This window comes from Mesorhizobium sp. M0011 (assembly GCF_040324155.1).
In the GTDB taxonomy this organism is placed as follows: Bacteria; Pseudomonadota; Alphaproteobacteria; order Rhizobiales; family Rhizobiaceae; genus Mesorhizobium.
On sequence record NZ_JAMYVQ010000003.1, the window covers coordinates 1 to 24,864 of the forward strand.

At 64.6% G+C, this 24,864-nt stretch carries 21 protein-coding genes and 2 pseudogenes; 13 read left to right on the top strand and 10 right to left on the bottom strand.

Features of this window, described 5'->3' with window-relative positions; genetic code table 11:
- A partial coding sequence (locus tag NKK51_RS03940) for a transposase (RefSeq protein ID WP_352551325.1) occupies positions 1–212 on the top strand: 212 nt, incomplete at its 5' end.
- Positions 213–270: 58 nt separating this feature from the next.
- Here the strand turns inward: NKK51_RS03940 and NKK51_RS03945 are convergent.
- Both NKK51_RS03945 and NKK51_RS03950 read right to left on the bottom strand, forming a co-directional pair.
- The gene (locus tag NKK51_RS03945; protein ID WP_023813355.1) at positions 271–483 is read right to left on the bottom strand and encodes a tautomerase family protein; all 213 of its coding nucleotides are present in this window, start codon (positions 481–483) and stop codon (positions 271–273) included.
- Positions 484–537: 54 nt separating this feature from the next.
- Complete coding sequence (locus NKK51_RS03950; protein WP_352551327.1) at positions 538–1,296, bottom strand: SDR family oxidoreductase; 759 nt, start codon at positions 1,294–1,296, stop codon at positions 538–540.
- Between the two features lie 101 nt (positions 1,297–1,397).
- Here NKK51_RS03950 and NKK51_RS03955 point away from each other — a divergent pair, with 101 nt between their 5' ends.
- Positions 1,398–2,291 carry a LysR family transcriptional regulator gene (locus NKK51_RS03955; RefSeq protein WP_352551329.1) on the top strand — a complete coding sequence of 298 codons (894 nt, stop codon included), beginning with the start codon at positions 1,398–1,400 and terminating at the stop codon, positions 2,289–2,291.
- Between the two features lie 23 nt (positions 2,292–2,314).
- On the opposite strand, the gene NKK51_RS03960 is transcribed toward NKK51_RS03955, so the two are convergent.
- Both NKK51_RS03960 and NKK51_RS03965 read right to left on the bottom strand, forming a co-directional pair.
- Entirely contained in the window at positions 2,315–3,547 is a 1,233-nt protein-coding gene (locus tag NKK51_RS03960; protein ID WP_352551330.1) for a flavin-dependent oxidoreductase, read from the bottom strand.
- 75 nt (positions 3,548–3,622) lie between these two features.
- On the bottom strand, positions 3,623–3,799 hold the full coding sequence (locus NKK51_RS03965; RefSeq protein WP_023813351.1) for a hypothetical protein: 177 nt from the start codon (positions 3,797–3,799) through the stop codon (positions 3,623–3,625).
- Between the two features lie 84 nt (positions 3,800–3,883).
- On the opposite strand from NKK51_RS03965, the gene NKK51_RS03970 reads away from it, so the two are divergent.
- From NKK51_RS03970 to NKK51_RS03995, 6 genes are all read left to right on the top strand, one after another.
- Positions 3,884–4,888, top strand: coding sequence for a GlxA family transcriptional regulator (locus NKK51_RS03970; RefSeq protein ID WP_023813350.1), 1,005 nt, complete (start codon positions 3,884–3,886; stop codon positions 4,886–4,888).
- Between the two features lie 204 nt (positions 4,889–5,092).
- The gene (locus NKK51_RS03975; RefSeq protein ID WP_352551333.1) at positions 5,093–5,953 is read left to right on the top strand and encodes an FAD binding domain-containing protein; all 861 of its coding nucleotides are present in this window, start codon (positions 5,093–5,095) and stop codon (positions 5,951–5,953) included.
- Positions 5,953–6,429 (top strand): (2Fe-2S)-binding protein, encoded by a 477-nt coding sequence (locus tag NKK51_RS03980; RefSeq protein WP_352551335.1) that lies wholly within the window; start codon positions 5,953–5,955, stop codon positions 6,427–6,429. The genes NKK51_RS03975 and NKK51_RS03980 overlap by 1 nt, the downstream gene beginning before the upstream one ends.
- 1 nt (position 6,430) lies before the next feature.
- Positions 6,431–8,692 carry a xanthine dehydrogenase family protein molybdopterin-binding subunit gene (locus tag NKK51_RS03985; RefSeq protein ID WP_352551337.1) on the top strand — a complete coding sequence of 754 codons (2,262 nt, stop codon included), beginning with the start codon at positions 6,431–6,433 and terminating at the stop codon, positions 8,690–8,692.
- Positions 8,693–8,756: 64 nt separating this feature from the next.
- Complete coding sequence (locus NKK51_RS03990) at positions 8,757–9,002, top strand: MoaD/ThiS family protein (RefSeq protein ID WP_027035223.1); 246 nt, start codon at positions 8,757–8,759, stop codon at positions 9,000–9,002.
- A 1,021-nt stretch (positions 9,003–10,023) separates the two neighbouring features.
- Positions 10,024–14,553: an autotransporter outer membrane beta-barrel domain-containing protein gene (locus NKK51_RS03995; RefSeq protein ID WP_352551339.1), complete on the top strand. Its 4,530-nt coding sequence runs from the start codon at positions 10,024–10,026 to the stop codon at positions 14,551–14,553.
- 120 nt (positions 14,554–14,673) lie between these two features.
- On the opposite strand, the gene NKK51_RS04000 is transcribed toward NKK51_RS03995, so the two are convergent.
- On the bottom strand, positions 14,674–15,030 hold the full coding sequence (locus NKK51_RS04000; RefSeq protein ID WP_352551341.1) for a hypothetical protein: 357 nt from the start codon (positions 15,028–15,030) through the stop codon (positions 14,674–14,676).
- Between the two features lie 252 nt (positions 15,031–15,282).
- Here NKK51_RS04000 and NKK51_RS04005 point away from each other — a divergent pair, with 252 nt between their 5' ends.
- Entirely contained in the window at positions 15,283–15,723 is a 441-nt protein-coding gene (locus NKK51_RS04005) for a lipid-binding SYLF domain-containing protein (RefSeq protein WP_023813342.1), read from the top strand.
- 4 nt (positions 15,724–15,727) lie between these two features.
- On the opposite strand, the gene NKK51_RS04010 is transcribed toward NKK51_RS04005, so the two are convergent.
- The gene (locus NKK51_RS04010) at positions 15,728–17,350 is read right to left on the bottom strand and encodes an ABC-F family ATP-binding cassette domain-containing protein (protein WP_013530640.1); all 1,623 of its coding nucleotides are present in this window, start codon (positions 17,348–17,350) and stop codon (positions 15,728–15,730) included.
- A 368-nt stretch (positions 17,351–17,718) separates the two neighbouring features.
- Here NKK51_RS04010 and NKK51_RS04015 point away from each other — a divergent pair, with 368 nt between their 5' ends.
- Complete coding sequence (locus NKK51_RS04015) at positions 17,719–18,030, top strand: hypothetical protein (protein ID WP_352551343.1); 312 nt, start codon at positions 17,719–17,721, stop codon at positions 18,028–18,030.
- A 92-nt stretch (positions 18,031–18,122) separates the two neighbouring features.
- Here the strand turns inward: NKK51_RS04015 and NKK51_RS04020 are convergent, their stop codons facing one another.
- Together NKK51_RS04020 and NKK51_RS04025 are read right to left on the bottom strand one after the other, a co-directional pair.
- Positions 18,123–19,256, bottom strand: a complete 1,134-nt coding sequence (locus NKK51_RS04020) for a transporter substrate-binding domain-containing protein (RefSeq protein ID WP_352551345.1) — start codon at positions 19,254–19,256, stop codon at positions 18,123–18,125.
- Positions 19,257–19,511: 255 nt separating this feature from the next.
- Positions 19,512–20,110 (bottom strand): annotated as a pseudogene (locus NKK51_RS04025) (YdeI/OmpD-associated family protein).
- Positions 20,111–20,360: 250 nt separating this feature from the next.
- Between NKK51_RS04025 and NKK51_RS04030 the strand changes: the two are divergent.
- Both NKK51_RS04030 and NKK51_RS04035 read left to right on the top strand, forming a co-directional pair.
- Positions 20,361–20,972 (top strand): hypothetical protein, encoded by a 612-nt coding sequence (locus NKK51_RS04030; RefSeq protein WP_352551347.1) that lies wholly within the window; start codon positions 20,361–20,363, stop codon positions 20,970–20,972.
- A 112-nt stretch (positions 20,973–21,084) separates the two neighbouring features.
- On the top strand, positions 21,085–21,813 hold the full coding sequence (locus NKK51_RS04035) for an SDR family oxidoreductase (RefSeq protein ID WP_352551349.1): 729 nt from the start codon (positions 21,085–21,087) through the stop codon (positions 21,811–21,813).
- A 16-nt stretch (positions 21,814–21,829) separates the two neighbouring features.
- Here the strand turns inward: NKK51_RS04035 and NKK51_RS04040 are convergent.
- Positions 21,830–22,802: pseudogene (locus tag NKK51_RS04040) on the bottom strand (LysR family transcriptional regulator).
- Between the two features lie 16 nt (positions 22,803–22,818).
- Entirely contained in the window at positions 22,819–23,724 is a 906-nt protein-coding gene (locus tag NKK51_RS04045; protein WP_013530631.1) for a S1C family serine protease, read from the bottom strand.
- Between the two features lie 195 nt (positions 23,725–23,919).
- Between NKK51_RS04045 and yghU the strand changes: the two genes are divergently transcribed.
- Positions 23,920–24,786, top strand: coding sequence for a glutathione-dependent disulfide-bond oxidoreductase (gene yghU / locus NKK51_RS04050; RefSeq protein WP_352551351.1), 867 nt, complete (start codon positions 23,920–23,922; stop codon positions 24,784–24,786).
- Positions 24,787–24,864 lie beyond the last annotated feature (78 nt).

Below are 24,864 nucleotides of genomic sequence, written 5' to 3' on the forward strand. Positions count from 1 at the left end.
CCGGCGCCAGGCTTTGGTATCTGCCGCCCTACTCGCCGGACCTCAATCCGATCGAGCAGGCCTTCGCCAAGATCAAACACTGGATGCGACAAGCTCAGAAACGCACCGTCGAGGACACGTGGCGCCACATCGGCCACCTCGTCGAAACCATCGAGGCAGCCGAATGCAAGAACTACTTCGAAAACGCAGGCTACGCTTCCGTCAAAATATGAAACGCTCTAGACTGGAGTTCCTCGCCTCACGAAGTCGGGAGAGGAGGTCGGCCCGGCACTACTCCTTTGCGCGAAAAACTTCCGGCACGACGAACACTTCGTCGGCCCGGCCATAGCCGCCGTCGGCGACCTCCTCCACCAGCACCATCGTGAAGGGGCGCGCACCCTCGCCGAAAAAGTCGACGAACATGGCTGTCGTTCGATGGATGAGGTCTTCCTTCTGCGCCCTGGAGAGCGCTGCTTGCGGTAACTTGATGTTGGCGAATGGCATGATCTTTTCCTTTCTGTGGAGTTTCAGGTTCGGGGTGGAGCGGTCGGCGACGCCTCAGACGACGCCGCCATTGGCGCGGATGATTTGTCCGTTGACCCAGAAGCTGTCCGGTCCGGCGAGGAACGAGACCAGCCCGGCAATGTCGTCGGGCTGGCCAAGCCGGCCGAGCGGGATCATCTTGCCGATGGCCTCGATCTGCGCCTCGCTCTTGCCGTCCGTGAACAGGGCGGTCTCGATCGGCCCGGGCGCCACCGCGTTGACGGTGACACGGCGCGCGCCAAGCTCCTTGGCCAGGATGTGGGTCATCGCCTCGACGCCGGCCTTGGTGGCGGCATAGACGCCATAGCCCGGCTGGTAGAGGCCAACGACGCTGCTGGAGAAGTTGACGATGCGGCCGCCGTCGCGAAGCCGGCGCGCGCCTTCCCGCATGCCGCGGAACACGCCGCCGAGATTGATCGCGATCTGCGTGTCGAACGAAGCATCGTCGGTCTGCGCCATCGGCGACGTCTTCATGACGCCGGCATTGTTGACGAGGATGTCGATGCCGCCGAACGCCTTCTCGCCGGCGTCGAACAGCGCCGGGATCCCATTCGGATCGGCGATATCGGCCTGAACGGCGATCGCCTTGCCGCCGCCGGCTTCGATGCTGCGCACAAGCTCTTCGGCCTCGGCGCGGCCCCGTGCATAGTTGACGACGACGGCGACGCCGTCGCGGGCGAGCCGCTGTGCGATGGCGGCGCCGATGCCTTTGGAGGCGCCGGTCACGATCGCGGTTCTGGTTTGGCCACCCGTATCTGTTTGATTGGATGTCATGGAAGTCTCTCCGTGTTGGTGACACGGATATAGGCCCGGCCCGCTTTCCGGATAATCAGCCACCTATTGACATCACTATTCGGAAACTGCGAACAAAGGCCATGGATCGACTGGACACGATGCGGCTCTTCGTTCGCGTTCTGGAGCGGCGCAGCTTCACCGCTGCCGCAGCCGATCTCGGCCTGCGGCGTTCAACGGCGACGGAAGCCATCCGGCGACTGGAAGAGCATCTCGGCGCGCGGCTTCTGGAACGAACGACGCGGCAGGTGAACGCCACCCAGGACGGCGAAGCCTACTATCGGCGCTGCCTGTCGATCCTGGCCGAAATCGAGGATGCCGAAGCCGCCTTCCGCAATGCGGAGCCCTTCGGGCTGCTGCGCATCGACGCCAGCACGCTGCTCACCCGCACATTCCTGTTGCCGCGCCTGCCGGAGTTCCTCGACCGCTATGCCAGAATCGACCTGCAGATCGGCCAAAGCGACCGGCTGGTCGATCTCGTGCGTGAAGGCGTCGACTGTGTCATCCGCGTCGGCGAGCTACCCGACAGCGGCATGATCATGCGGCGGCTGGCTGTCATCCGCGAGATCACCTGCGCCAGCCCTGGCTATCTCGAACGCCACGGCACGCCCGCCTCCCCCGATGCGCTCGACGGTCACCAGGCGGTGGGCTTTGTTTCGTCGCGCACTGGCGAGACCCTTCCGTTCGAATTCACCGTCGCCGGCAATATCCGTGAGGTGCGGCTGCCAGGCCGCGTCGCCGCCAACAATTCCGACACCGCCGCCGATCTGGCGCGGCTTGGCCTCGGCCTCATCCAGGCGCCGCGCTATCGCTTCGAAAAGGATCTGGCGGATGGGACGCTCGTCGAGGTGCTGGTCGACTATCCGCCATCGCCAACGCCGCTGTCGGCGCTCTACCCGCAGAACCGTCAGCTCTCGCCACGCCTGCGCGTCTTCCTCGACTGGGCCTCGCGCATCTTCGCCGAGGCCGATCTCTAGGGCGCAAAAACGCCCGCTCCCGGTCAATTCGGTTTTGCAAACCCGGCCAGGGACGCATAGCCGCGTACCACGCTCTTGCGTTCTTCGCGCGAAGCGACGGCGTCGATGTCATCAAAGCCATGCGGCACCCGGGCCTCGACCAAGTCTATGACCGCTTCCGGCCCGCCTTGCCGATTGGCCAGCACGATGGCCGATGTGGCCGGCCGCCGCTCCCCATCATATCGCGCGAGCGCGGCTTCGACGGTTGGTCCCGCGGCCAGATGCATCGCGAGGCAACCGGCGTCGAGTATTGCCTGGCTGGCTCCGTTCGACCCGACCGGATACATGGGATGCGCCGCATCGCCGAGCAGCGTCACCCGCCCGAACGACCATCGCGGCAGCGGGTCGCGGTCGCAGTTCGGATATTCGTAGAAGCCATCCGTTGCCTGGATGATCGAGGCAGGGTCGACAAAATCAAGCTGAAACCGGTCGCGCACGAAGGGCAGCACATCGTCGATCACGCCCGGGCGGCTCCAGTCGCCGGGACGCAGCGGTGATGTGCCGCTATCACCGGTATTGGCCATCACCGCCCAGTTTGTCAGCCTGGTCTCCGGCTCTTCGCGATCCGGTTCGATCGGATAATACACGAACTTGGCGAAATTGCCGCCGGCAACCGCCATGGTGCGCCCGTCGCGCCAGACCGGCCATGGCGTGGCGCCGCGCCACAGCATCGTGCCGTTCCAGATCGGCGGCCCTTCTTCGGGATAGAGCACGGCCCGGACGGCGGAATGGATCCCGTCAGCGCCTATGAGCAGGTCGCCATGCGCCTCGCCTCGCGAGCCGTCATGCCGGCGGAAATGCGCCACGACCCCGCCTTCGCTCTGCTCGAAGGCATCGACAAGGCTTGCCGTATTGATGATGTCGCCGCCAAGCCTGTTCACCACGGCCCTGTGGATCAGCCCCAGCAGTCTGCCGCGATGAATGCTGATTTGCGGAACCTCATAGCCGGCATCGATGCCGCGCAATTCCTGCCATACGATCTGGCCGAAGCGGTTGGTGTAGACAAGCTCGCGTGTCCTCACCCCCTCCGCGTCGAGCGCCGGCATCAGCCCAAGCCCGGCCAACTCCTTGACAGCGTGCGGGAGCATGTTGATGCCGACGCCAAGTTCGCGGATGTCGTCGGCCCGCTCGAACAGTTCGACCTCGATGCCTGCCTCATGCAGGAACAGAGCAGTGGTGAGGCCGCCGATGCCGGCCCCGGCGATCAATGCTTTCATCAGTCACTCCCTTGCTGTGAAAAATCGGTGCTCGGAAGACGGCCACACACCCGCCGTCGCTTCAGCACGGCATCGTCACCGCGATGCGCCCGACCCGGGATATTCGAGTTGCATGGCGACGAAGTCGGCCGTGCGGGCACCGTGGCTGGCGCTAGCAAGCGCCCTGTGGGCCAGTTGGCGTAGCAATCCGTGCTCCGCCACGACAAGGCCGGCGGCACCGGCACTGCTCCACAACGCAAGTCGCCAACTCATGGGGTCCGATCTCCAGATGGCTTGACGACGAGGGTATCGGCGTTACGTTTCGTCCGAAATGACATAAATCGGGCGAATACTGCCATGCGCAGGCAAGTTGCCGTCGTCGTTCACCCCGGTTTCCAGCTTCTGGATGCGGCCGGGCCGACTACAGTCTTCGAGATTGCGGAGCGCTGCCGCCCGGACAACTATGAGCTGGTTTTGCTGGCGCCCGGCGGCGGCGACGTTGAAAGCTCTTCGGGTCTGAAGCTCCTCACCAGGCCTCTGCGCGACGGCCCTTTCGACACCGTTATCGTATCGGGCGGCGAAATCATCCGCTCCATGGAGGCGATGGACGAGATCGTCGCCTGGTTGAGGCGCGCCTCGGCGCGGCGCATCAGCAGCGTCTGCACGGGCGCGTACCTGCTGGCAAAGGCGGGATTGCTCGACGGCCGCCGCGCGACCACGCACTGGGCCAGCAGTGACGACTTCCACCGCCGCTACCCGAAGGTCAGGCTCGATGCCGAGCGTATTTTCATCAGGGATGGCGACATCTGGACGTCGGCCGGCATCTCGGCCGGAATAGACCTGGCGCTCGCCCTCGTCGAAGATGACCTTGGCGCTGAGGTGGCGCGCCGCACCGCGCAGCAGATCGTCGTGCACCAGCGCCGGCCGGGCGGCCAGTCGCAATTCTCGGCCTTCGTCGAGCTGGGCGGGCGAACCGGCCGCTTCGCCGCGCTGATCGAATGGGTGCGGGCAAACCTGGCCGAACCGCTGACCGTCGAATGCCTGGCCGATCACGCGGCCATGAGTCCCCGCAACTTCGCCCGCGCCTTCACGGCCGAGACCGGCGTCACGCCGGCAAAGGCCGTAGAGCGCATGCGCCTTGAGACGGCCCGAACGGCGATCGAGATCAGCCATCTCCCGCTTGAGCGCATCGCCGAAACCGCCGGTTTTGGCGATCCCGGACGCATGCGGCGCGCCTTCCTGCGTACCCTTGGCCAGCCGCCGCAGGCGTTTCGGGCGGCTGCCGAACACAGGGGGCTTCAGCCGGGGCGGCCAGGCAGCGGCTCTGCCCGGCCTAAAGGCCGTTCCGGTCCAAAGGCGTAAAAGCGAATGAGCGCACTTGATCCATAACCGAAGTTTCACGAAAATCATCCCAAAGCCGGTTGCTGCCATTCAGTGCGCCACTTTCGGTCTGTTGGACTGGATATTGCGGCGCCTGGCCTAATCGCCGCAGATGAGGAACCGGATAGCCATTATGAGGAGACTGTTTATAACGGTCGCTGAAATCGCGATGACCAAGGGGAGACGATGCGCTACATACGTCCGCTTTCAATAGAAGATGCCGTTGGCCAGTTGGCCGGGTCGGCTGGTACGGCCGCCATCCTTGCGGGAGGCAGCGACCTCCTGGTCAGAATGAAGGGCGGCTTTGCCGAACCAGAGCTGATCGTCGACATCAAGGCAATCGACGGCTTGAGCGAGATCCGGGACACGGCTGAAGGCTTCAGCATCGGCGCGGCGGTTCCCTGCGCCGTCCTGGGGGAGAACACCGCTCTCAAGAAGGCATGGCCCGGTGTCGTCGAGGCGGCCAAGCTGATCGGATCGAAGCAGGTGCAGGGACGCTGCACCATCGTGGGCAATCTCTGCAACGCATCGCCGGCCGCCGACAGCGTGCCGGCGCTGGTCGCCGCCGGCGCCAAGGCAGTGGTCGTCGGGCCGGCGGGCCGGCGCACGATCCCCGTGCAGAGCGTGCCGACCGCGCCGGGCAAGACGTCGCTGGCCAAAGGCGAGATCATCGAGGCGATCCTGCTCGACAGCCAAGCGCCGCGCTCGGGCGATGCCTATCTGCGTTTCATTCCACGCACCGAAATGGATATCGCGGTGGTCAGCGCCGGCGTGAACCTGACGCTCGATGAGCACGGTGTGGTCAAATCGGCCCGCGTGGCGCTGGGCGCCGTGGCGGCGACGGTGCTTCTGGTCGAAGAGGCGGCGGAGGTGCTCATCGGCTCCAAGCTGGACGAAGCGACGCTGGAGCGGCTTGCCAAGGTCTGCGCAGGGGCCTGTCGGCCCATCGACGACAAGCGCGGCACCATCGAATTCAGAAGGAAAGTTGCGGGCGTGCTGGCCAAGCGGGCCGCAACGACCGCCTATGCACGTGCAGGAGGCAAATGATGGCTGGTGTAGCAGTTTCAACCACAATCAACGGCGACAACGTCGAGTTCCTGTGCCAGCCGGACGAGACGCTGCTGGACGTCCTGCGCGATCGGCTGGGGCTGACGGGCGCCAAGGAAGGCTGCGGCACCGGCGACTGCGGCGCCTGCAGCATCATCCTCGACGACCGGCTGGTGTGTTCATGCCTGGTGTTAGGCGCCGAGGCTGAAGGCCGCCGCGTCGAGACCATCGAGGGCATGGCGCATGGCGATACGCTGCACCCGCTGCAGCAGAAGTTCCTCGAGCATGCGGCGCTGCAATGCGGCATCTGCACGCCGGGCTTCCTGATCGCGGCCAAGGACCTTTTGGCCAAGAACGCCGACCCGACCGAGGAGGAAATCCGCTTCGGCCTTGCCGGGAACCTGTGCCGCTGCACCGGCTACGACAAGATCGTGCGCGCCGTCCAGGACGCGGCCGTCGTGATGAAGGGAGCCTGAGATGAATTTCGACCCACGTTTTTCCGGACGTAAATTCACCTCCGTCGGCACGCGTCCGATCCGTCCCGACGGCGTGGACAAGGTGACGGGCCGCGCGCGCTACGGCGCCGACTTCAACATGGCCGGCCAGCTGGTCGGGCGCGTTCTGAGAAGCCCGCACGCCCACGCCAGGATCGTCAAGATCGACATTTCGAAGGCGGAAAAGCTCGCCGGCGTGAAGGCGGTGATCACCGCGGCCGACCTGCCGGACCTCACCGATGGCGATGCCGCCATGTACGACGTCCTCGACAATTGCATGGCGCGCACGAAAGCGCTCTATGACGGCCACGCGGTGGCCGCGGTCGCCGCGATCGACGCCCGCACCGCCAGGCAGGCGCTGAAGCTCATCGAGATTGAATACGAGCTTTTGCCGCATGTCACCGATGTCGACGAGGCGGCGAAGCACACGGCGCCCTTGATCAATGATGCCATCTTCACCGAGGGCCTTGAGGAAAAGCCGGTAAAACCCTCCAACGTCACCAAGCGCAGCCAGTTTGGCCATGGCGATGTCCATCAGGGTTTCGGCCACGCCGACTTCATCGTCGAGCGCTCCTTCAAGACCGAGCAGACGCACCAGGGCTATATCGAGCCGCATGCCTGCGTGGCGAATTTCAGCTCCGACGGCACCGCCGACCTCTGGGTCTGCACGCAGGGCCATTTCGTCTACCGCCAGCACTGCGCCCAGCTGCTTGGCATGGAAGCCTCGAAACTGCGCGTCACCTCCTCGGAGATCGGCGGCGGTTTTGGCGGCAAGACCCATGTCTGGGCCGAGCCGGTGGCGCTGGCGCTGTCGCGCAAGGCAGGACGGCCGGTGAAGCTGGTGATGACCCGCGACGAGGTGTTCCGCGCCTCGGGCCCGACCAGCGCCACCTCGATCGACGTGAAGATCGGCGCCCGCAAGGACGGCACGATCACCGCCGCCGAAGCGACGCTGCGCTATAGCTGCGGCCCGTATGCCGGCTCCTGGGCCGAGATCGGCGCCATGACCGCGTTCGCCTGCTACAAGCTCGATAACGTCAAGACGGTCGGCTACGAAGTGCTGGTCAACCGGCCGAAGACCGCGGCCTATCGCGCGCCCTCGGCGCCGATGGCGGCGTTTGCGGTGGAAAGCGCGGTCGACGAGCTGGCCAAGAAGATCGGCATGGATCCGGTCGACTTCCGCATCAAGAACGCAGCCCAGGAAGGCACAAGATCCTCCTACGGCCCGGTCTACGGCCCGATCGGCATCGGCCCGACGCTCGAGGCGGTGAAGAGCCATCCGCACATGAAGGCGCCGCTTGGCCCGAACCAGGGCCGCGGCATGGCTTGCGGTTTCTGGTTCAATTTCGGCGGCCAGACCTGCACCGACCTCAACATCGGCATGGACGGCTCGGTCTCGCTGGCCGTCGGCACGGTCGATGTCGGTGGTTCGCGCGCGTCGCTGTCGCTGGTGGCGGCGGAGGAACTCGGCATCGACTATTCCCAGGTCAAGGCGATCGTCGCCGACACTTCCAGCCTCGGCTACAACGACATGACGGACGGCAGCCGCGGCACCTTCTCCTCCTCCATGGCGACGATCTCGGCCGCCCGCAATGCGATTCTGATCCTGCGCGAACGCGCCGCGCAGATGTGGGACATTGCGGTCGACGACGTGGTCTGGGAAAAGGGCCACGCGATCGCCAAGGGCGAGAAGCACGGCAATCTCGGCAAGCTGTCGCTGAAGGAGATCGCGGTCGAATCGGGCAAGACCGGCGGACCGATCGCCGGCCACAGCGAGCTCGTCGCCGATGGCGCGGGCGTCTCCTTCGCCACCCATATCTGCGATATCGAGGTCGATCCCGAGACCGGCGCCACAAGGGTCCTGCGCTACACGGTCGTGCAGGATGCCGGCAAGGCGGTGCACCCGACCTATGTCGAGGGACAGTACCAGGGCGGTGCCGCGCAAGGCATCGGCTGGGCGCTCAACGAGGAGTATATCTACGGCAAGGACGGCCGGCTGCAGAACGCGGGCTTCCTCGACTACCGCATCCCGGTCTGCTCCGACCTGCCTATGATCGACACGCAGATCTTGGAGATTCCCAACCCCAACCACCCCTACGGGGTGCGCGGTGTCGGCGAGACGTCGATTGTGCCGCCGCTGGCGGCGATCGCCAACGCGGTGTCGAACGCCGCGGGCGTGCGCATGACGCACATCCCGATGTCGCCGCCACGCATCCTGGCGGCGATCGAGGCGGCTAGAGCATGATGCCGAAAAGTGCGAAGCGGTTTTCGGATAACATCATGCTCCATCCCGAATAGGGGTCTCGCGAATGGTCGAAGTAACGCTCTGGGGCTCGCTCGCCGCGACCGCCGGAGGCAACAGCAAGGTCGAGATCGAGGCCAAGGACATAAGGGAGCTGTTCAGGAAGCTGGCTGAACAGTATCCCGGCCTCGAGCCCTGGATCGACAAGGGCATCGCGGTTGCGATCGACGGGACGATCTATCGCGATACGTGGTCGAAGAAGCTGCCGGAGGGGGCGGAGATTTTTTTGTTGCCGAGGCTGGCGGGGGGGTGAGCGGATAGCTGGCGGGGCAAAAGTGCACTGTCACCGTAATTCTACGAAGCGCTATTGCGTCCGACCGGGAGGAAGTCTGCTTCGCGCCTCATGTCGGTCATCGAACAGACTGTAGCCGCTTCCCAGTAGCTGACATCGCTGAGGCCCCCGCGGCGACAGGGGTATGGCGTGAGGGGGAAATCCCGGTCCAGTGATGACGCTCTGTCCACCCGGCTTGCGCTGGGCAGCCTTCGAGCTCACTCGATGGGATCGGCTGAGGGCCAGGAGCTCCGAAAATTTCCCTGCAGACCCATGCGGCGAGATTGTTCTCGCGATTCCGTAAGGTCTCTTTGATAAGCTAGATCTAATATCGACGTATTATCTGTCACTCAAACGTCGCAGACTTGATTTTACTGCTCACCGTTAGCTTCTTGGTAGCTCTCATGACTATAAACGTCTTGCGGGCGAATAGCTTTCATGCTGCCTTCTGCGCACTCAGGAATCAGGGAGCTTTGGCATGGCGGAGCGGATTTTGGCGCGCGACGGGATTTGGGTTTTGCGCCTCGCGCGCTTGCAGCAGGACGTGTCGCTTCGCTGCAGCGCTTCCGCCCTTGCGATCCTTGCTGTCACTCTCACACTGAGCGCCGCGCCGGCTTGGGCCGATGGCGGCAATGGCAGCGGCGTAGGCGCCGGACAAGGTGGCGTGGACGGTGCACTAGCGGGCGCCACGGGTCAGAATGCCGCCAATGGAGCCACGGCAGGTGGCGGCGGTGGTGCCGTGGACCTCACAACGGGCAACGGTGCCGCAGGAGGTTCGGGAGGGACGTCGTCGACATTCGGCTCGCCCAACGGCGTTCCTGGTGCGACCGGTGCAACGGGTCAGGTCGTTTTCACCAGTGGGACCATCTCCACCAGCATCAGCGGTGGAACCGGCGGCGCTGGTTCCGCTGGGGTGAACAATATAGTCAGAGGAGGTGGCGGTGGTGGTGGCGGTGTTGGCATTAGTGCCACAGCGGACAGTGTCATCGACAGCAGCGGATCGGTGACGGGGGGCACCGGCGGCATCGGGGGCACCAACTCTAATGCCGCTGGCGGAGGTGGTGGTGTAGGCGTGTTTTCTTCGGCCAATGTAACGGTTGCCGCGGGCGGCAGCGTCACGGGCGGCACGGGCGGCCGCAGCGGGGCGCAGGCTGGCGGTGGAGGCGGCGCTGCTGCTGTCGTCGTGACCGGTGGCGGTACGATAGAGAACAGCGGAAATCTGCTTGGGGGAACAGGTGGAAGAACCATCGCCGCGGCCAACGGTGGCGACGGCGGAGCCGGTGTTCTGCTGCTTTCGGGCGGAACCGTCATCAACGGAACCGGGGCGACGATCATTGGCGGTATCGGCGGTCAGGCCGGCACGACCGGAACGGCAGGTGATGGCGGCGCGGGCATCAAGGGCGCCAATATCGCCGTCATCAATGCGGGCACGATCACAGGAGGCGCTGTCGGCGCGGGTGGTGGAACGCCGGTAGCCGGCAAAGCCATCCAGTTCACCGGCGGCGTCAATTCGCTGGAGATTCAGGCTGGCTCGACCATCACGGGCAATGTGGTTGCTTTCAGCGCCGCGGATACGTTCAAGCTGGGTGGCGATACCAGCGCCAGTTTCGATGTGTCGCAGATCGGCGCTGGTGCCAAATATGACGGGTTTGGGTTCTACGAAAAAACCGGAAACAGCACTTGGACCCTATCGGGGACGACAACTGCCGTCACGCCTTGGACCTTGTCCGGCGGGATCCTGCAGATTTCGAACGATGGCAATCTGGGCGCCCTCTCGGGCGGCTTGACCTTCGACGGCGGCACGTTGCGCACGACCACCAGCTTCGCCACCAATCGCAATATCCTGATCAGTTCGACCGGCGGGTTCGACACGGTGGCGGGCACGCAGTTGGACGTGTCAGGTCAGGTGACCGGCACCGGCACGCTGATCAAGAACGGCGCCGGCACCCTCAACGTCACCAATCTTTCCAACAGCTATACGGGCGGCAACATCGTCAATGCCGGAACGCTTGCCGGCAACACCGTGGCCATCCGTGGCGACATCCTGAACAACGGCGCTGTCTCGTTTCTCGACCTCGGCCCCCACACCTTCGGCGGAAACATCTCCGGCTCGGGCAGCCTCGACATCGAAGGCTTCGGCACGCTGACGCTGACCGGTGCCAACACCCACAGCGGCGGCACGAAGGTCGGGACCGGCAAAAGCATCTCGGTGGCGTCGGACCAGAATCTGGGTGCCGCGACGGGCCTGCTGACACTCGACGGCGGTGAACTCGGCACGACAGCAAGCTTCGCCATGAGCCGCGATGTCAACCTCACTTCCGCCTATGGCTACTTCCGCGCGGCGGCGGGTACGACGCTGACCGCCAATGGCGAGCTGAGCGGCGCGGGCGGCGTCTACAAGGAGGGCGCCGGCACCCTGGTGCTCAACGGCGACAGTACCTATTCCGGCCGCACCACCGTCGACAGCGGCAAGCTTATCGTCGAGGGCTCGCTCGGCAGCACCGAAACGACGGTCAACAGCGGCGGCACGCTGGGCGGCTCCGGCTCGATCGGCGGCGCGGTCATCATCGCCGATGGCGGCATGCTGGCGCCGGGGTCCAGCCCTGGCACCCTCACGGTCGGATCGCTCAGCCTGAGCTCCGGCTCGATCCTTGATTATGAGCTTGGCCAAGCCGGCATTGTCGGCGGCGGCGTCAATGACCTGATTGAGGTGACTGGAAACCTGACGCTGGACGGCAGCCTCGACATTACCGATGTCGGCGGCTTCGGCCCCGGTGTCTACCGGCTGATCAATTATGGCGGCGCGCTGACCGACAACGGCCTCGAGTTGGGCAATCTGCCGGCCGGCGTAACGACAGCCGACCTGACGGTGCAGACCTCGGTCGCCAACCAGGTCAATCTGGTCAGCAGCGCCGGCAATGACCTGTTGTTCTGGGACGGTGACGCGGCCTGGAATGCCAACAACAATCTGGTCGACGGTGGCAACGGCACCTGGACGGCGACGAGCCCGAACTGGACGACGAGCACCGGCTTGGTGACAGGCGCGATGAAGCCGCAGCCCGGTTTCGCCATCTTCCAGACACTTGGCGGTACCGTCAGCGCCGACGACAGCGCTGGCGAGCTTGCGGTCACCGGAATGCAGTTCGCCGCCGACGGCTATCGCATCGAGGGAGACGCCATCACGCTTGCCGGCGCTGGCGGCGAGAGCATCATTCGGGTCGGCGACGGCACCTTGGCCGGAGCAGGCTATACCGCCACCATCGCCTCCGTGCTGACCGGGGCGAGCAGCCTGACCAAGACCGATGCCGGCACGCTGGTGCTGTCGGGCGCCAACACCTACACGGGCGGAACGACCGTCTCGGGCGGCGTGCTTTCGGTTGCGGCCGACAACAATCTCGGCGACGCCGCCGGCGACCTGACGCTCTTTGGCAGTACGCTGCGCAACACCGCCGTCTTCTCCTCGGCGCGAGACATCACGCTTGCGGCGCCCGGCGGTACCTTCGACACCTTGGCCGACCTCACTTTGTCCGGCGCGATCTCGGGTGCCGGCAATCTTGCCAAGACCGGCGCCGGCACGCTGACGCTGACCGGAACGAACAGCTATGACGGCAACACGCTGGTGAGTGCCGGCACGCTGGTCGGCAACGCGGCTTCGATTCGCGGCGACATCGGCAATGCCGACACCGTCGTGTTCGACCAGACGGGAACCGCCAGCTTCGCCGGCGACATCTCCGGCACCGGCACGATGGTGAAGGACGGTGCCGGCACGCTGACGCTTGCAGGCACCTCGCTGCTCGACTGGACCATCGACCAGGGTGGCCTCGTCTCGGCGGCCGAGCGCTTCGGTGGCGATGTCTCTATCGGCGCGGGCAACTCCTTCACCTTCGACCAGATCGCCAACGCCAGCTATGCCGGCGTGCTGTCGGGTGCCGGCACGTTCATCAAGGACGGCCAGGGCACCCTGGTGCTCGCGTCCGACAACTCAGGCTTTACCGGCGCCACATCGGTCAGCGGCGGCACGCTTGCCGCAGGCGCAGAAAACGCATTCAGTTCCTCCTCGCAGTTCTCGGTCGCCTCAGGCGCCACGCTCGATCTCACCGGCACTTCGCAGACCATTGCTGGCCTGACCAATGCCGGGACCGTGGGCATTGCCGGCAGCCTTGGAAGCAAGCTGACCGTCAGCGGCGACTATGTCGGTAATGGCGGCAATATTCTCATCGGCACCGCCCTGGGTGCCGACAACTCACAGACCAACATGCTGGTCATTGCCGGGGGTACGTCAGGCACGGGCACGCTCCAGGTTGTCAATCTCGGGGGCGGCGGGGCGCAGACGGTCGAAGGCATCAAGATCGTCGATGTCGGCGGAGTATCGAATGGCAGTTTTTCCCTCCAGGGCAACTACACCTTCGAAGGCGATCAGGCGGTGGTCGGCGGTGCCTATGCCTACCGGATGTACCAAGGCGGCGTCAGCACGCCCGGCGACGGCGACTGGTATCTGCGTTCTGCCTTGCTCGATGGCGATGGACCCGGAACTCCGCTCTATCAGGCAGGCGCACCGCTGTACGAGGCCTATTCGGGCACATTACAGAGCTTCAACCAGCTGGGCACGCTACAGCAGCGGCTCGGCAACCGCTCGTGGACCATCGAAGCGCAGGGCGCCGACGGGGTCTCCGACGAGGTGAAGGCCGAGGCCGGCATCGGCTTGTGGGGCAGGATCGAAGGCACCAGCGGCTCTTACAATCCGGAAGGCTCCACCACCGGAACGACGTATGATACCTCGACCTGGAGGCTGCAGACCGGTGCAGACATGCTTTTGTCCGACAGCGCGGCCGGTCAGCTCATCGGCGGCGTCGCCTTCCAGTACGGCACTGTGTCCGCCGACGTCTCGTCGGTATTCGGCAGCGGGTCGATCGATACGACTGGCACCGGCGTTTCCGGCTCGCTGACCTGGTACGGGGCGGAAGGCTTCTACCTCGACGGCCAGGCGCAGGTGATCTGGTACGACAGCAATCTCGACTCGGCGACCGCCGGACAGCGGCTCGTCGACGGCAACAACGGTGTCGGCTACGCGCTCGGCGTCGAAGCGGGCAAACGCATCATGCTCGATCCCAATTGGTCGCTGACGCCGCAAGCCCAGTTGGCTTGGTCATCCGTCGACCTCGACGCCTTCGCCGACGCCTTTGGCGCGAGGGTCACCCCAGGCACCAACGACAGCCTGCTCGGCCGCCTCGGCCTCTCGCTCGACCATCAGACGCAGTGGCAGGACCGCACGGGCCGCGCCGGCCACACGAATCTCTACGGCATCGCCAACCTCTATTACGACTTCGACGATGGCTCATCTGTCGACCTCGCCGGCAGCACCCTTTCGAACCGCAACGAGCAACTCTGGGGCGGCCTCGGTATTGGCGGCACGATCAACTGGGCCGACGACAGGTTCTCGGTGTTCGGCGAAGCCGCCGCCCGGAGGGGCCTCAAAGACTTCGGTGACAGTCATGCGCTGACCGGTTCACTGGGCTTGCGGGTCAAGTGGTGACTTGCTTGGCACTTACTGGCTGATGTTGATTGCGCCATGACTGCTTAGGTCCAACGGCGGCTCTCCACTCGCGCCGCTTCGCAGCCCCGGTGCCTTTGGGGCCCGGAAGGCGCCGCAGGGCTACGGATACTTCGTCGCCGGCACCCCAGGGTTCAAATCGCCCTGCAGTTCCTTCGGCAGCGGCAGGCTTGAGCATTGCAGGTGCACCTCGCGGGCGAACAGTTTTCGTTGCTTCTGCTCATGCTCCTTGATGGCTGCGACGAGTCCCATCGAGTATGGACCAAGCAGGACGCCGAAACCCCACCCCGGATGCTCTTTCTCGCGAGCCTCGTAATCCGAAGCCGCCCTGCGCGCCTGCTGGCATGCCGGCGAAGCCCATTTCTGGTCCTGCTGCGAAAGCGACGCCTCATAGTCGACCGGGGAGGTCGCGCATCCGGCCACTGCCGCAGTCAATGCGAGGCAGATTGCGATTCTCATCCGAAGCCTCTCCTGAGCCTTGTGAAGGGCCTGCATAGACCTCTTCATCCCGCAAGGCGATAGCTGCGGTCGGGCGCCTTCCCCACCCTTCGCAACCCGCCGCCCTCTCCCCGGCCCTCCAGCCGCCGGATTCGAACCCATGCCTGGAACCAAATCGCGGGGCCTGGAACCAAATCACGGGCGAGACTGTTCAGTTGTAACTTTGATCCGACGCTGCGGCCGGCAAAGCGGCTACATTGAGGAGTTCTCACCATGAAGATTTCATCCGGATTTCGTTCCATCGCGGTTGCCGCCATCGCCACCGCGAGCATCGGCTTTGCCAGCGCCGCGCATGCCGACAGCGGCACGATCCGCTTCGCCGTCTACAAGGCGGCCTTCTTTGTCGGTGGCTCCGGAGGCGAAGGAACGCTGACCTTCCATGGCCGCCGCTATCCCATCTCGGTCGGCGGCGTCTCGGGCGGTCTCGCCTTCGGCGTCTCCAAGACCTATTTCCAAGGCACCGTGCGCCACATCAAACGCGCACGGGATGTGACCGGGGTCTATGGTGCGGCGGGCGGTGGCGGCGCGCTTGGCAAAGGGGCTCAGGTGATCGTCATGAGCAATGACAAGGGCGCCCGGCTCGAATTGACGGGCAGGCAGGTCGGCCTACAGGTCAACGCCGACCTCAGCGGCATGAGCATCTCGCTGCGGTAAGGGCCTAGCTCCTCAATCCGGGCGCTTCCTGCCCGGTGCGCTCGACATATTCCGTATAGCCGCCGCCATAGGTGTGGATGCCTTCGGGCGTCAATTCCAGCACGCGGTTGGAAAGCGCCGCCAGAAAATGCCGGTCGTGCGAGACGAACAGCATGGTGCCCTCGTACTGCGAAAGCGCCGTGATCAGCATCTCCTTGGTGGCGATGTCGAGATGGTTGGTCGGCTCGTCCAGCACCAGAAGGTTGGGCGGGTCGAACAGCATCAGCGCCATCACCAGCCGCGCCTTCTCGCCGCCTGACAGCACGCGGCATTTCTTCTCGATCTCGTCGCCGGAAAAGCCGAAGCAGCCGGCAAGTGCCCTGAGCGGCGCCTGGCCGGCTTGCGGAAACGCGTCCTCCAGTGTCTGAAACACAGTGCGCTCGCCTTCCAACACTTCCATCGCGTGCTGGGCGAAATAACCCATTTTGACACTTGGCCCGCGCGCGACCGTGCCGGTGTCGGGCTCGGAAGCGCCGGCGACCAGCTTCAGGAGCGTCGACTTGCCGGCGCCGTTGACGCCCATGATGCACCAGCGCTCGCGGCGGCGGACCTGGAAGTCGAGCCCCTCATAGATGGAGCGGCTGCCATAGCCCTTGTGGACGTTCTTCAGCGTCACGACATCCTCGCCGCAGCGCGGCGCCGGCAGGAAATCGAACGAAACCGTCTGGCGGCGCTTGGGCGGCTCGACGCGGTCGATCTTGTCCAGCTTCTTCACCCGGCTCTGCACCTGTGCGGCATGCGAGGCGCGCGCCTTGAAGCGCTCGATGAAGGCGATCTCCTTGGCCAGCATCGCCTGCTGGCGCTCGAACTGTGCCTGCTGCTGCTTGTCGGCGATCGCCCGCTGCTGCTGGTAGAATTCGTAGTTTCCGGAATACGCGGTCAGCGAACCGGCGTCGATCTCGACCACCTTGTTGACGATGCGGTTCATGAACTCGCGATCGTGCGAGGTCATCAACAGCGCGCCGTCATAGTTTTTCAGGAAGGACTCCAGCCAGATCAGGCTCTCCAGGTCGAGATGGTTCGATGGCTCGTCGAGCAGCATGGCGTCGGGCCGCATCAGCAGGATGCGCGCCAGCGCCACGCGCATCTTCCAGCCGCCGGACAGCTTTCCGACATCGCCGTCCATCATCTCCTGCGAAAAGCCGAGACCGTCGAGCACTTCGCGGGCGCGGCCATCCAGCGCGTAGCCGTCGAGCTCCTCGAAGCGGTGCTGCGCCTCGCCATATTTTTCGATGATTTCGTCCATCTGGTCGGCCTGCTCGGGATCGGCCATGGCCGCCTCGAGCGCTGCCATCTCGGCCGCCACTTCGGACACCGGCCCGGCGCCGTTCATCACTTCGGCCACGGCACTGTGGCCTTCCATGTCGCCGACATCCTGGCTGAAATAGCCGATGGTGACGCCGCGATCGACCTGCACCTGGCCTTCGTCGGGCTGCTCCTGGCCGGTGATCATGCGAAACAGCGTCGTCTTGCCGGCGCCGTTCGGCCCAACGAGGCCGACCTTCTCGCCCTTCTGCAGGGACGCCGACGCTTCGATGAAGACAAGCTGACGGCCGTTCTGCTTGCTGATGCTTTCAAGTCTGATCATACGGTTTCCGGGGCTGAGCCTGCGATGAAAGGATTTGCCCGGCGCCTTACGCGAAGGATGGCCGCAAAGGAAGAGGCGCAAGCGCCGCAGCGCTTCACCCTCCCCCTTGTGGGGAGGGTCGGCGCACCGGGGTTGCGAAGCAAGGTCGGTGGGACGGGGTGGGCGCGCGGCGCTGCAAAAGACCCCCACCCCGCTCCGCTGCGCGGAGCGACCCTCCCCACAAGGGGGAGGGTGAAGACGCTCCACCAGACACACTTCGGAAACAACATTCAACATCCGGGAAAAACTCGCGAAAACATCGCCTGTCATAACCACCCTCGCGGCGGTCAAGCGGCCTGCGGCACAACGCGAAGAAATGGTCCCGAAACATGCAACGACGTTCGACCGGATGGATCGGTGCCCTGACAGGCATTTCGCTCGCCATGCTGGCGGTCGCACAATCGGGTGCGGACGCAGCGGTCACCCGGAGCGAATATTGCAGCCAGCTCGGCCTTCAACTCGACGGGGCCATCCAAACGAAAGTCGCCCCAGGCACCAGCGCAAGCCAGATCGCCGAGGCAACCGCGCTCCAGGACAAGGCGAACCGGTTTTGTGCCGAGCGCAAACAGGCCCAAGGCATCAGGACCTACGCCAACGCCCTGAAACTCCTTGGCGTGACACCGGTCGACCTGAACCAGTGACAGCAACCATCAATTCTCGAAGGAAGGGCCGCCTCTCTCGCAGAGCGAGGGCGGTTTTTCCAGCGCATCGCACCGCGGAAGTTCCTGCCGGACTACTTCTCGCCCAGATATTGGAAAACGGCCTGTTTCCACCAATCGCTTTCGATGGTCTGCAGGAGGGCGACATCGAGAGACTTGCGCAACGGGCTGCCGAGCGGCAGCGCAATGGCATATTGCTGCTGGTCGAAGGTCGCATCGAGAACCTGCAGGCTTGTCGCGTAATTCTGCCCGACCAGCCAGCCAAGCAGCGGCTTGTCGTGCACCAGCGCATCGATCTTGCCGGCGCGAAGCGCGTTGAGGCCCTGCTGGATCGAGGCAAAGTCCTGATGACGGATCTGGGTCGAATCCAGATAGGACGCCGTCGACGAGCTCTGCACCGCGCCGACCCTGACCGCGGCGAGATCGCTTTCGCCCTGCACCATTCCTTCCATCTGCGTCACCGTCAGCACCGATGTGACGCCCGCGGTGAACACCGCGATGGCAATGATCGATCCCATCATCCAGAGCGCGGCCAGCACGCGCCCCGGCACGGTTCGCGGACCGAAGTCGCCGGTGCTGGCTTGCGTCGCGGCGATGGTCGACCACCACATGCTGGAAAACAGTCCCTTGGCGACGCCGCCGCCGAAATCGTCATTGTGCCGACGTTCGAACATCCAGATCAGGACGCCGACCACCACCGATATGATGACCAGCCCCAGCACCGCCTGCAGGAAGCCGAACGACGTCAGGGCATGCAGCACCGGCCGCCATGACGGCTGATTGTTGAGCGGTGTCGCAATGCCGAGCCCGGTCGTGAAGAAGGGCTGCGTGAAGTCGACGGCCTTTTCGCGGTCGGCCGTGACCGTGATCGCGGCCATCGCCGCATCGAACCTGCCGTTGACGACGCCATCGATCTGGTCCTGCACGGCAGGCACTTCGACATAGCGGAAGCGAAGGTTGAGCCGCCCGGCTATTTTCTGCCAGAGGTCGATGCTCAATCCCGACCAGCTGCCGTCCTGCAGCTTGAACGCAAAAGGCGGCGCCTCCTTGATCCCGACCGAGATCTCTTTTGCCGGCGAGGCCGAGGGAGAAGCCAGGTCGGGAGACGTCTGGTCGGGCGAGGTCTGGGCAAGCGTGGCGCCGGCTCCCACACACGCGACGATGACAATGAGACCCAGCGCCATCGTCCACGAAGCAACTCTTCTCAACGGCAACGACTCCCAGCGTCCGCCGCTCGATCGTCGCGGCTTTCGAAGGGTAGCCGCCGTGCCGTCCTTCGTCCACCGGCGATGTCGTTGCTGAAGCAGCCGCGCGACGCGCCGACCATCGAATTGCGCAAAAACAAGCAGTTGGAACAATTTCACGATTCAGATCCTGAAGCGCTTCGCGCAACGCCGGATCCCGTGCGGACAGGCTTGCCGTGCCGAAGACGAACTGGCGCCCAAACCAGCCCACCCCAAACCTTACTTCCTGCCTTGCGGGTAGATCGTCTCGCCGCGCTTCAGCATTGCCACAAACGTCTCGATCTTCTTCTTGCGCCCGGCCTCGGTCTTCATGTTGTGGGTGCGGAAGGCGAGCGCGAAACGGTTCTGCGCACTGAGTTTTGCCAGCATCGCCTTCGCAGCGGGTTCGGCGTCGATTGCCGCTTGCAGATCATCGGGGATCTTCATCTCCTTGCCGCTGCCATAGGCGCGCGCCCAGCGCCCGTCCGCCTTGGCCGCCTCGACCTGTTTGAGCCCATGCTCGGTCATGCGGCCCTCCTCGACCAGCCGCGCGACATTGTCGATGTTGATCAGGCTCCAGATGCTCTTCCGACCGCGCGGCGTGTAGCGCTGCAGGAAACTCTTGTCGTCCAACCCCTTGCGCACCGCATCGATCCAGCCGAAGCACAGCACCACGTCGATGGCTTGCTTGGGGTGATCGACTTCAGTCCCGACCCCACCTTGTGAACCTTGATCCACACTTCGGTTTCCGTGGCGTGGTGCTTGCCGAGCCACGCGTAGAAGCTGCCCGCATCCGGAAACTCGTGCACCTTGTCGGGATCAACCTTGACCGGCGCCATTAGCCGGCCTGTTTGTTCAGTATCGCTCGCGCCATCACAGTTCCCTCTCTGTCGTCCCTGGCATTGCCCGTCATCGACCAGAATGGCACGAGTCGCTGTCAGTTTCCGGCAGCAAACTTGGCGGGCGCGTACGGCGTTCCTTCGCGCCCCTCGACCTGAACATTTTTCTCCCGGCCCCGCTGTATGAAATCTCGGAATACCTGCCATGCTCGTGCTCGGGCACGCCATCTCGCTCCCGGGGGAATATGCCATGAAATCTCTGTTGCTCGCCTTTGTGTTGTTTCTCCCCACGGCCGCCCTCGCCGAGCCAATCGAAACCCGGAAGATCATCACGGCGGTGACCGGGGACTTCAACGGCGACGGCGCCGTCGATCTCGCCATGGTGGTGGAGACCGAGCCCGGCCACCCGATGGATGTCCACTTCTTCCTCAGGGACAAGGAGCACAATTACCTCAAGCCCGTCGAAATCGTGCACGAGCAGATCCACGGGGAATGGAACGGCTACGACCGGCCGGGTTACAACAACTCCGACACCGAGCCGGAACTCACGGTGCTGCCCAACGGCTCGATCAAATTCTACCTGCCGGCGATGCCGGTCGGCAGCGAACGGACCGACATGACGCTGACCATCGCCTGGCGCAACGCTGCCTTCATCGTCGCCGGCTTCGCCTATGACCATTATGACTATTTGAAGGAGAATGCCGAAAGCGCCTGCGAGTACAATGTGCTGACCGGCAAAGGCACCGGCAGCGAAAAGCAGCCGGACGGCAGCACCAAGCACAAGACCGTCTCGGTCGAAGGCCAGACCATCGCCTTCAAGGACTGGAGCCCAGGCGCTGCCTTCACCGCTTGCGGCAACTGATCGCCCCTGCATCATCGGCATTTCCGATAGCGCTATCGGTTTCTTCCGTTTTCACTTGCCGCACCGAACTGCCAATTCCCTGCCCTTCTCCATCTAAGCAAAGGCAGAGCGAATGAGCATTTCAAATGAGAAAATCCTGATCGTCGGTGGCGGCTCTGGCATGGGTCTGGCGCTGGCCCGGCGCTGCGTTGAGTCTGGGGCCAGGGTGATCATAGCCGGGCGCGGCGAGAACCGGCTGCGGCAGGCGCGTGAGGCGCTGGGCAATCCCGCCGGGCTGGAGACCGCCGTCGTCGACATCACGCGCGAAGATCAGGTCGCGGCTCTGTTCGCAGGGATCGGCGACGTCAATCACATCGTCAGCACCGCAGCCGACATCGAAGGCACCTACCAGCTGCTGCCGGCGCTTGACCTGAAGGCGGCGCAAAAAATGGTCGAGAGCAAGCTTTATGGACCGCTACTGCTCGCCAAGCACGGTGCGCCACGGCTGGCAGCGACCGGTTCGATGACCTTCGTTTCCGGCATTGCCGCCTACCGGCCGACCGCGCGAGGCTCCGCCGTCGCGTCAGTCAATGCGGCGCTCGAAGGGCTGGTGCGTGCGCTGGCCGTGGAGCTCGCGCCGATCCGCGTCAATGCCGTGTCACCCGGCTGGGTCGACACCACGATCTGGGCACAGGTTGCCGGCGACCGGAAGGACGCGACCCTGGCCGCGATGGCCGAGCGGCTGCCGGTCGGGCGGATCGGCCAACCCGATGACATCGCCGACGCCATCGCCTTCCTGATCGGCAATGGCTTTACCACGGGAACGACGCTGCATGTCGAGGGCGGTCACCGCCTGATCTAAACTGCCGCTGCCTCCGTCAGAAGCTGTTGGCAAACAAGGCCTTGGAACGGTTCGCCGATTCAAGTCCTGAACCAGCCCTGGCGGAAGGAACCGGCACCAGCGTGTCGCGCGCGGCAGTGAGCAATTGCCTAAGCGCCGGCGGCTGGACGCGCCGGCGCCGCCAGATCATCGTCAGCGGCGCGGTTCGCATCGGACCGGGCCACGGCAGTTCGACGATTTCACCACGCGCCAGCGCATCGGTGACGGCAAGGCGTGGAACGAGGGCGGGCCCCACGCCGGCCGCCACCAGCCGCGCAATGGCGCCGATGCTGCCGACCTCGGCGGCAAGTATGGGTGCGGCAACGCCCGCCTCGGCAAAGGCTGTGTCGAACATGTGTCGGTAGACGCATCCGGGCTCCGTTGGCCACGAAGGAGAGTGTGGCAAGGGTGGCCAGATCACGCTCTGCACTGCCTTGCCCCGGAGCCGCGACCAGCACCAGCGGTTCGGCCGCCATCGTGCGCCTGGCGAAGCGTTCATCGGACGCGTCCTTCGCGAAGTCACGGCGGTCGAAACAGAAGGCGACATCGATGTCGCCTTCCTCCAGCTGGCGCAGCAGCGCGCCGCTGCCCGCCACCTTCATCCGCACAATGATGTCGGGATGACCGGCCTGGAATCCAGGTAGCCAGGACGCCAGCCGTGCCGAGGCAATCGTCTCCAGTGCGCCGATCGTCACCTGCCCGCTTGTCTGACTTGCCGCCGCCTGCACGGCCGCGCGCGCCTCGCCATCGAGCCGCAACGGATCCTCGGCGATCGGCTTCAGCGCCAGCCCGGCCGGCGTCAGCTCAAGGCCTGACTTCGCGCGTGTGAACAGGGCCGCGCCAAGCTCCGTTTCGAGTGCCTGGATCTGGTCGCTGACGCTCGATTGCGCGAGGTGGACCACTTCTGCGGCACGCGTGATGTTGCGGCTCCGCGCCACCGCAAGGAAAGTCTTGAGCAATCTCGGATGCATCGCGTCGCTGACGCGTCTACTGCAGTTGCGGCTTTTTCAGAAAACTGCCGCGGTCGGCCGATTTGACGCGCAGCCAGGTTTCGCGGCCGTCGCGCAACACCCGCATCGGAATCTCGGCCCCCGCCGAGCCGCTTTCCCACAGCTTGCGGTAGAAATCGGCCAGCCCGTCGACCGCGCCGTCCCGGATGTCGGAGATGATGTCGCCCTGGCGCAGGCCGGCCTTGGCCGCCGGGCCGCCCTCGGTCACGCTCATCACCACCACCCTGCCGTCGCTTTCGGCCGACAGGGCGCCGAGCCACGGGCGCGGCGGCTTGGCCACCTGGCCGCGCGTCAGGAGGTCGTCGAGAATGGGCGGCAGCAGATCGATCGGCACCACCATGTTGATGTCGGCGACCTCGCCGTTGCGGCTCATCTGCAGGCGCAGGGAACCGATGCCGAGCAGCGAGCCGTCAGCGCCGAACAGCCCGGCACCGCCCCAGGAGGGATGCGCCGGCGCAATGAAGATCGCCTCGTCGAGCAGATATTCCCAATAGCCGGCGAATTCCTGCTTAGTGACGATCCTGGCCTGCACAGACTGGCCGATGCCGTCGGCCAGCACGACGGCGTCACCGATCCTGGCCTTGCCGGCATCGCCCAGCGCCACCGCCGGCAGGCCGAGCGGCGCCAGCGCCTGCACCAGGCCGAAGCCCGATTCCTGGTCATAGGCCAGCGCGTGCGCGGGGATGACGCGGCCGTCATGGCTGGTCAGCCAGACCTCTTCCGCCTCCGTGATGAGATAGCCGATGGTCAGCACCAGCCCGTCATTGCGAATGACGACGCCACTGCCTTCCCTGAGCGTGCCGAGCGCCCCGGCCGTAAAGGCATCTTCGGGGACAGTGGCCCGCACGGCAACGACCGAGCGCGGATTGGGATTGATGGTCATGCTTTTGTCCTGGATGGGCTTTGGTGACATCTTCTATAGGTATGCCACGCAGGAGAAGGCGCAAGGGTGAGGAAGTGCCCAATTGCCGATGTTGGCTCCGCAGGCATCGATAATAGTTCAACGCAAGTTGAACTTACACATCCGCAGCCCTAGTTTATGGCGACCTGCCATCCTTCCCCGACACGAGGCCACGAAATGACCGACTACACACCGCCGAAAGTATGGACCTGGAACAAGCCGAGCGGCGGAGCCTTTGCCAGCATCAACCGGCCGATCGCCGGGCCGACGCATGACAAGGAACTGCCCGTCGGCAAGCATCCGTTGCAGCTCTATTCGCTGGCGACGCCGAACGGCGTCAAGGTCACAGTCATGCTGGAAGAGCTTCTGGCGCGCGGCCACAAGGGGGCCGAATACGATGCCTGGCTGATCCGGATCAACGATGGCGACCAGTTCGGCAGCGGCTTCGTCGAGGTCAATCCAAACTCCAAGATCCCGGCCCTGATGGACCGCAGCGGCAAGACGCCGGTGCGCATCTTCGAATCCGGTTCGATCCTGGTCTATCTCGCCGAAAAGTTCGGCGAATTCCTGCCTACCGAACAGCCGGCGCGCGCCGAGGTGCTGTCCTGGCTGTTCTGGCAGATGGGCTCGGCGCCGTATCTGGGCGGCGGCTTCGGCCATTTCTACGCCTATGCGCCGGAAAAGTTCGAATATGCCATCGACCGCTTCTCGATGGAGGTGAAACGCCAGATGGATGTGCTCGACCGCCGGCTGGCCGAGACTGAATATCTCGGCGGCAAGGACTATTCCATCGCCGATATGGCTGTGTGGCCCTGGTATGGCGGGCTGGCGCTCGGCCGCATGTACAATGATTCCGCCGAGTTCCTATCCGTGCAGGAATACGCACATGTGCAACGCTGGGCCAAGGCGATCGACGCCCGACCGGCGGTCAAGCGCGGCCGCATGGTCAACCGCGCTTTCGGCGAGCCTGCCATGCAACTGCATGAGCGCCACGACGCCAGCGATTTCGAGACCAAGACGCAGGATAGACTGGCTGCCGAATAGGCCATCGCGGATCGCGACAAAGGAAACCCGCCACCGACGCGACGTCGGGGCGGGTTTTTCCCAAGGTCCAATGCTGCG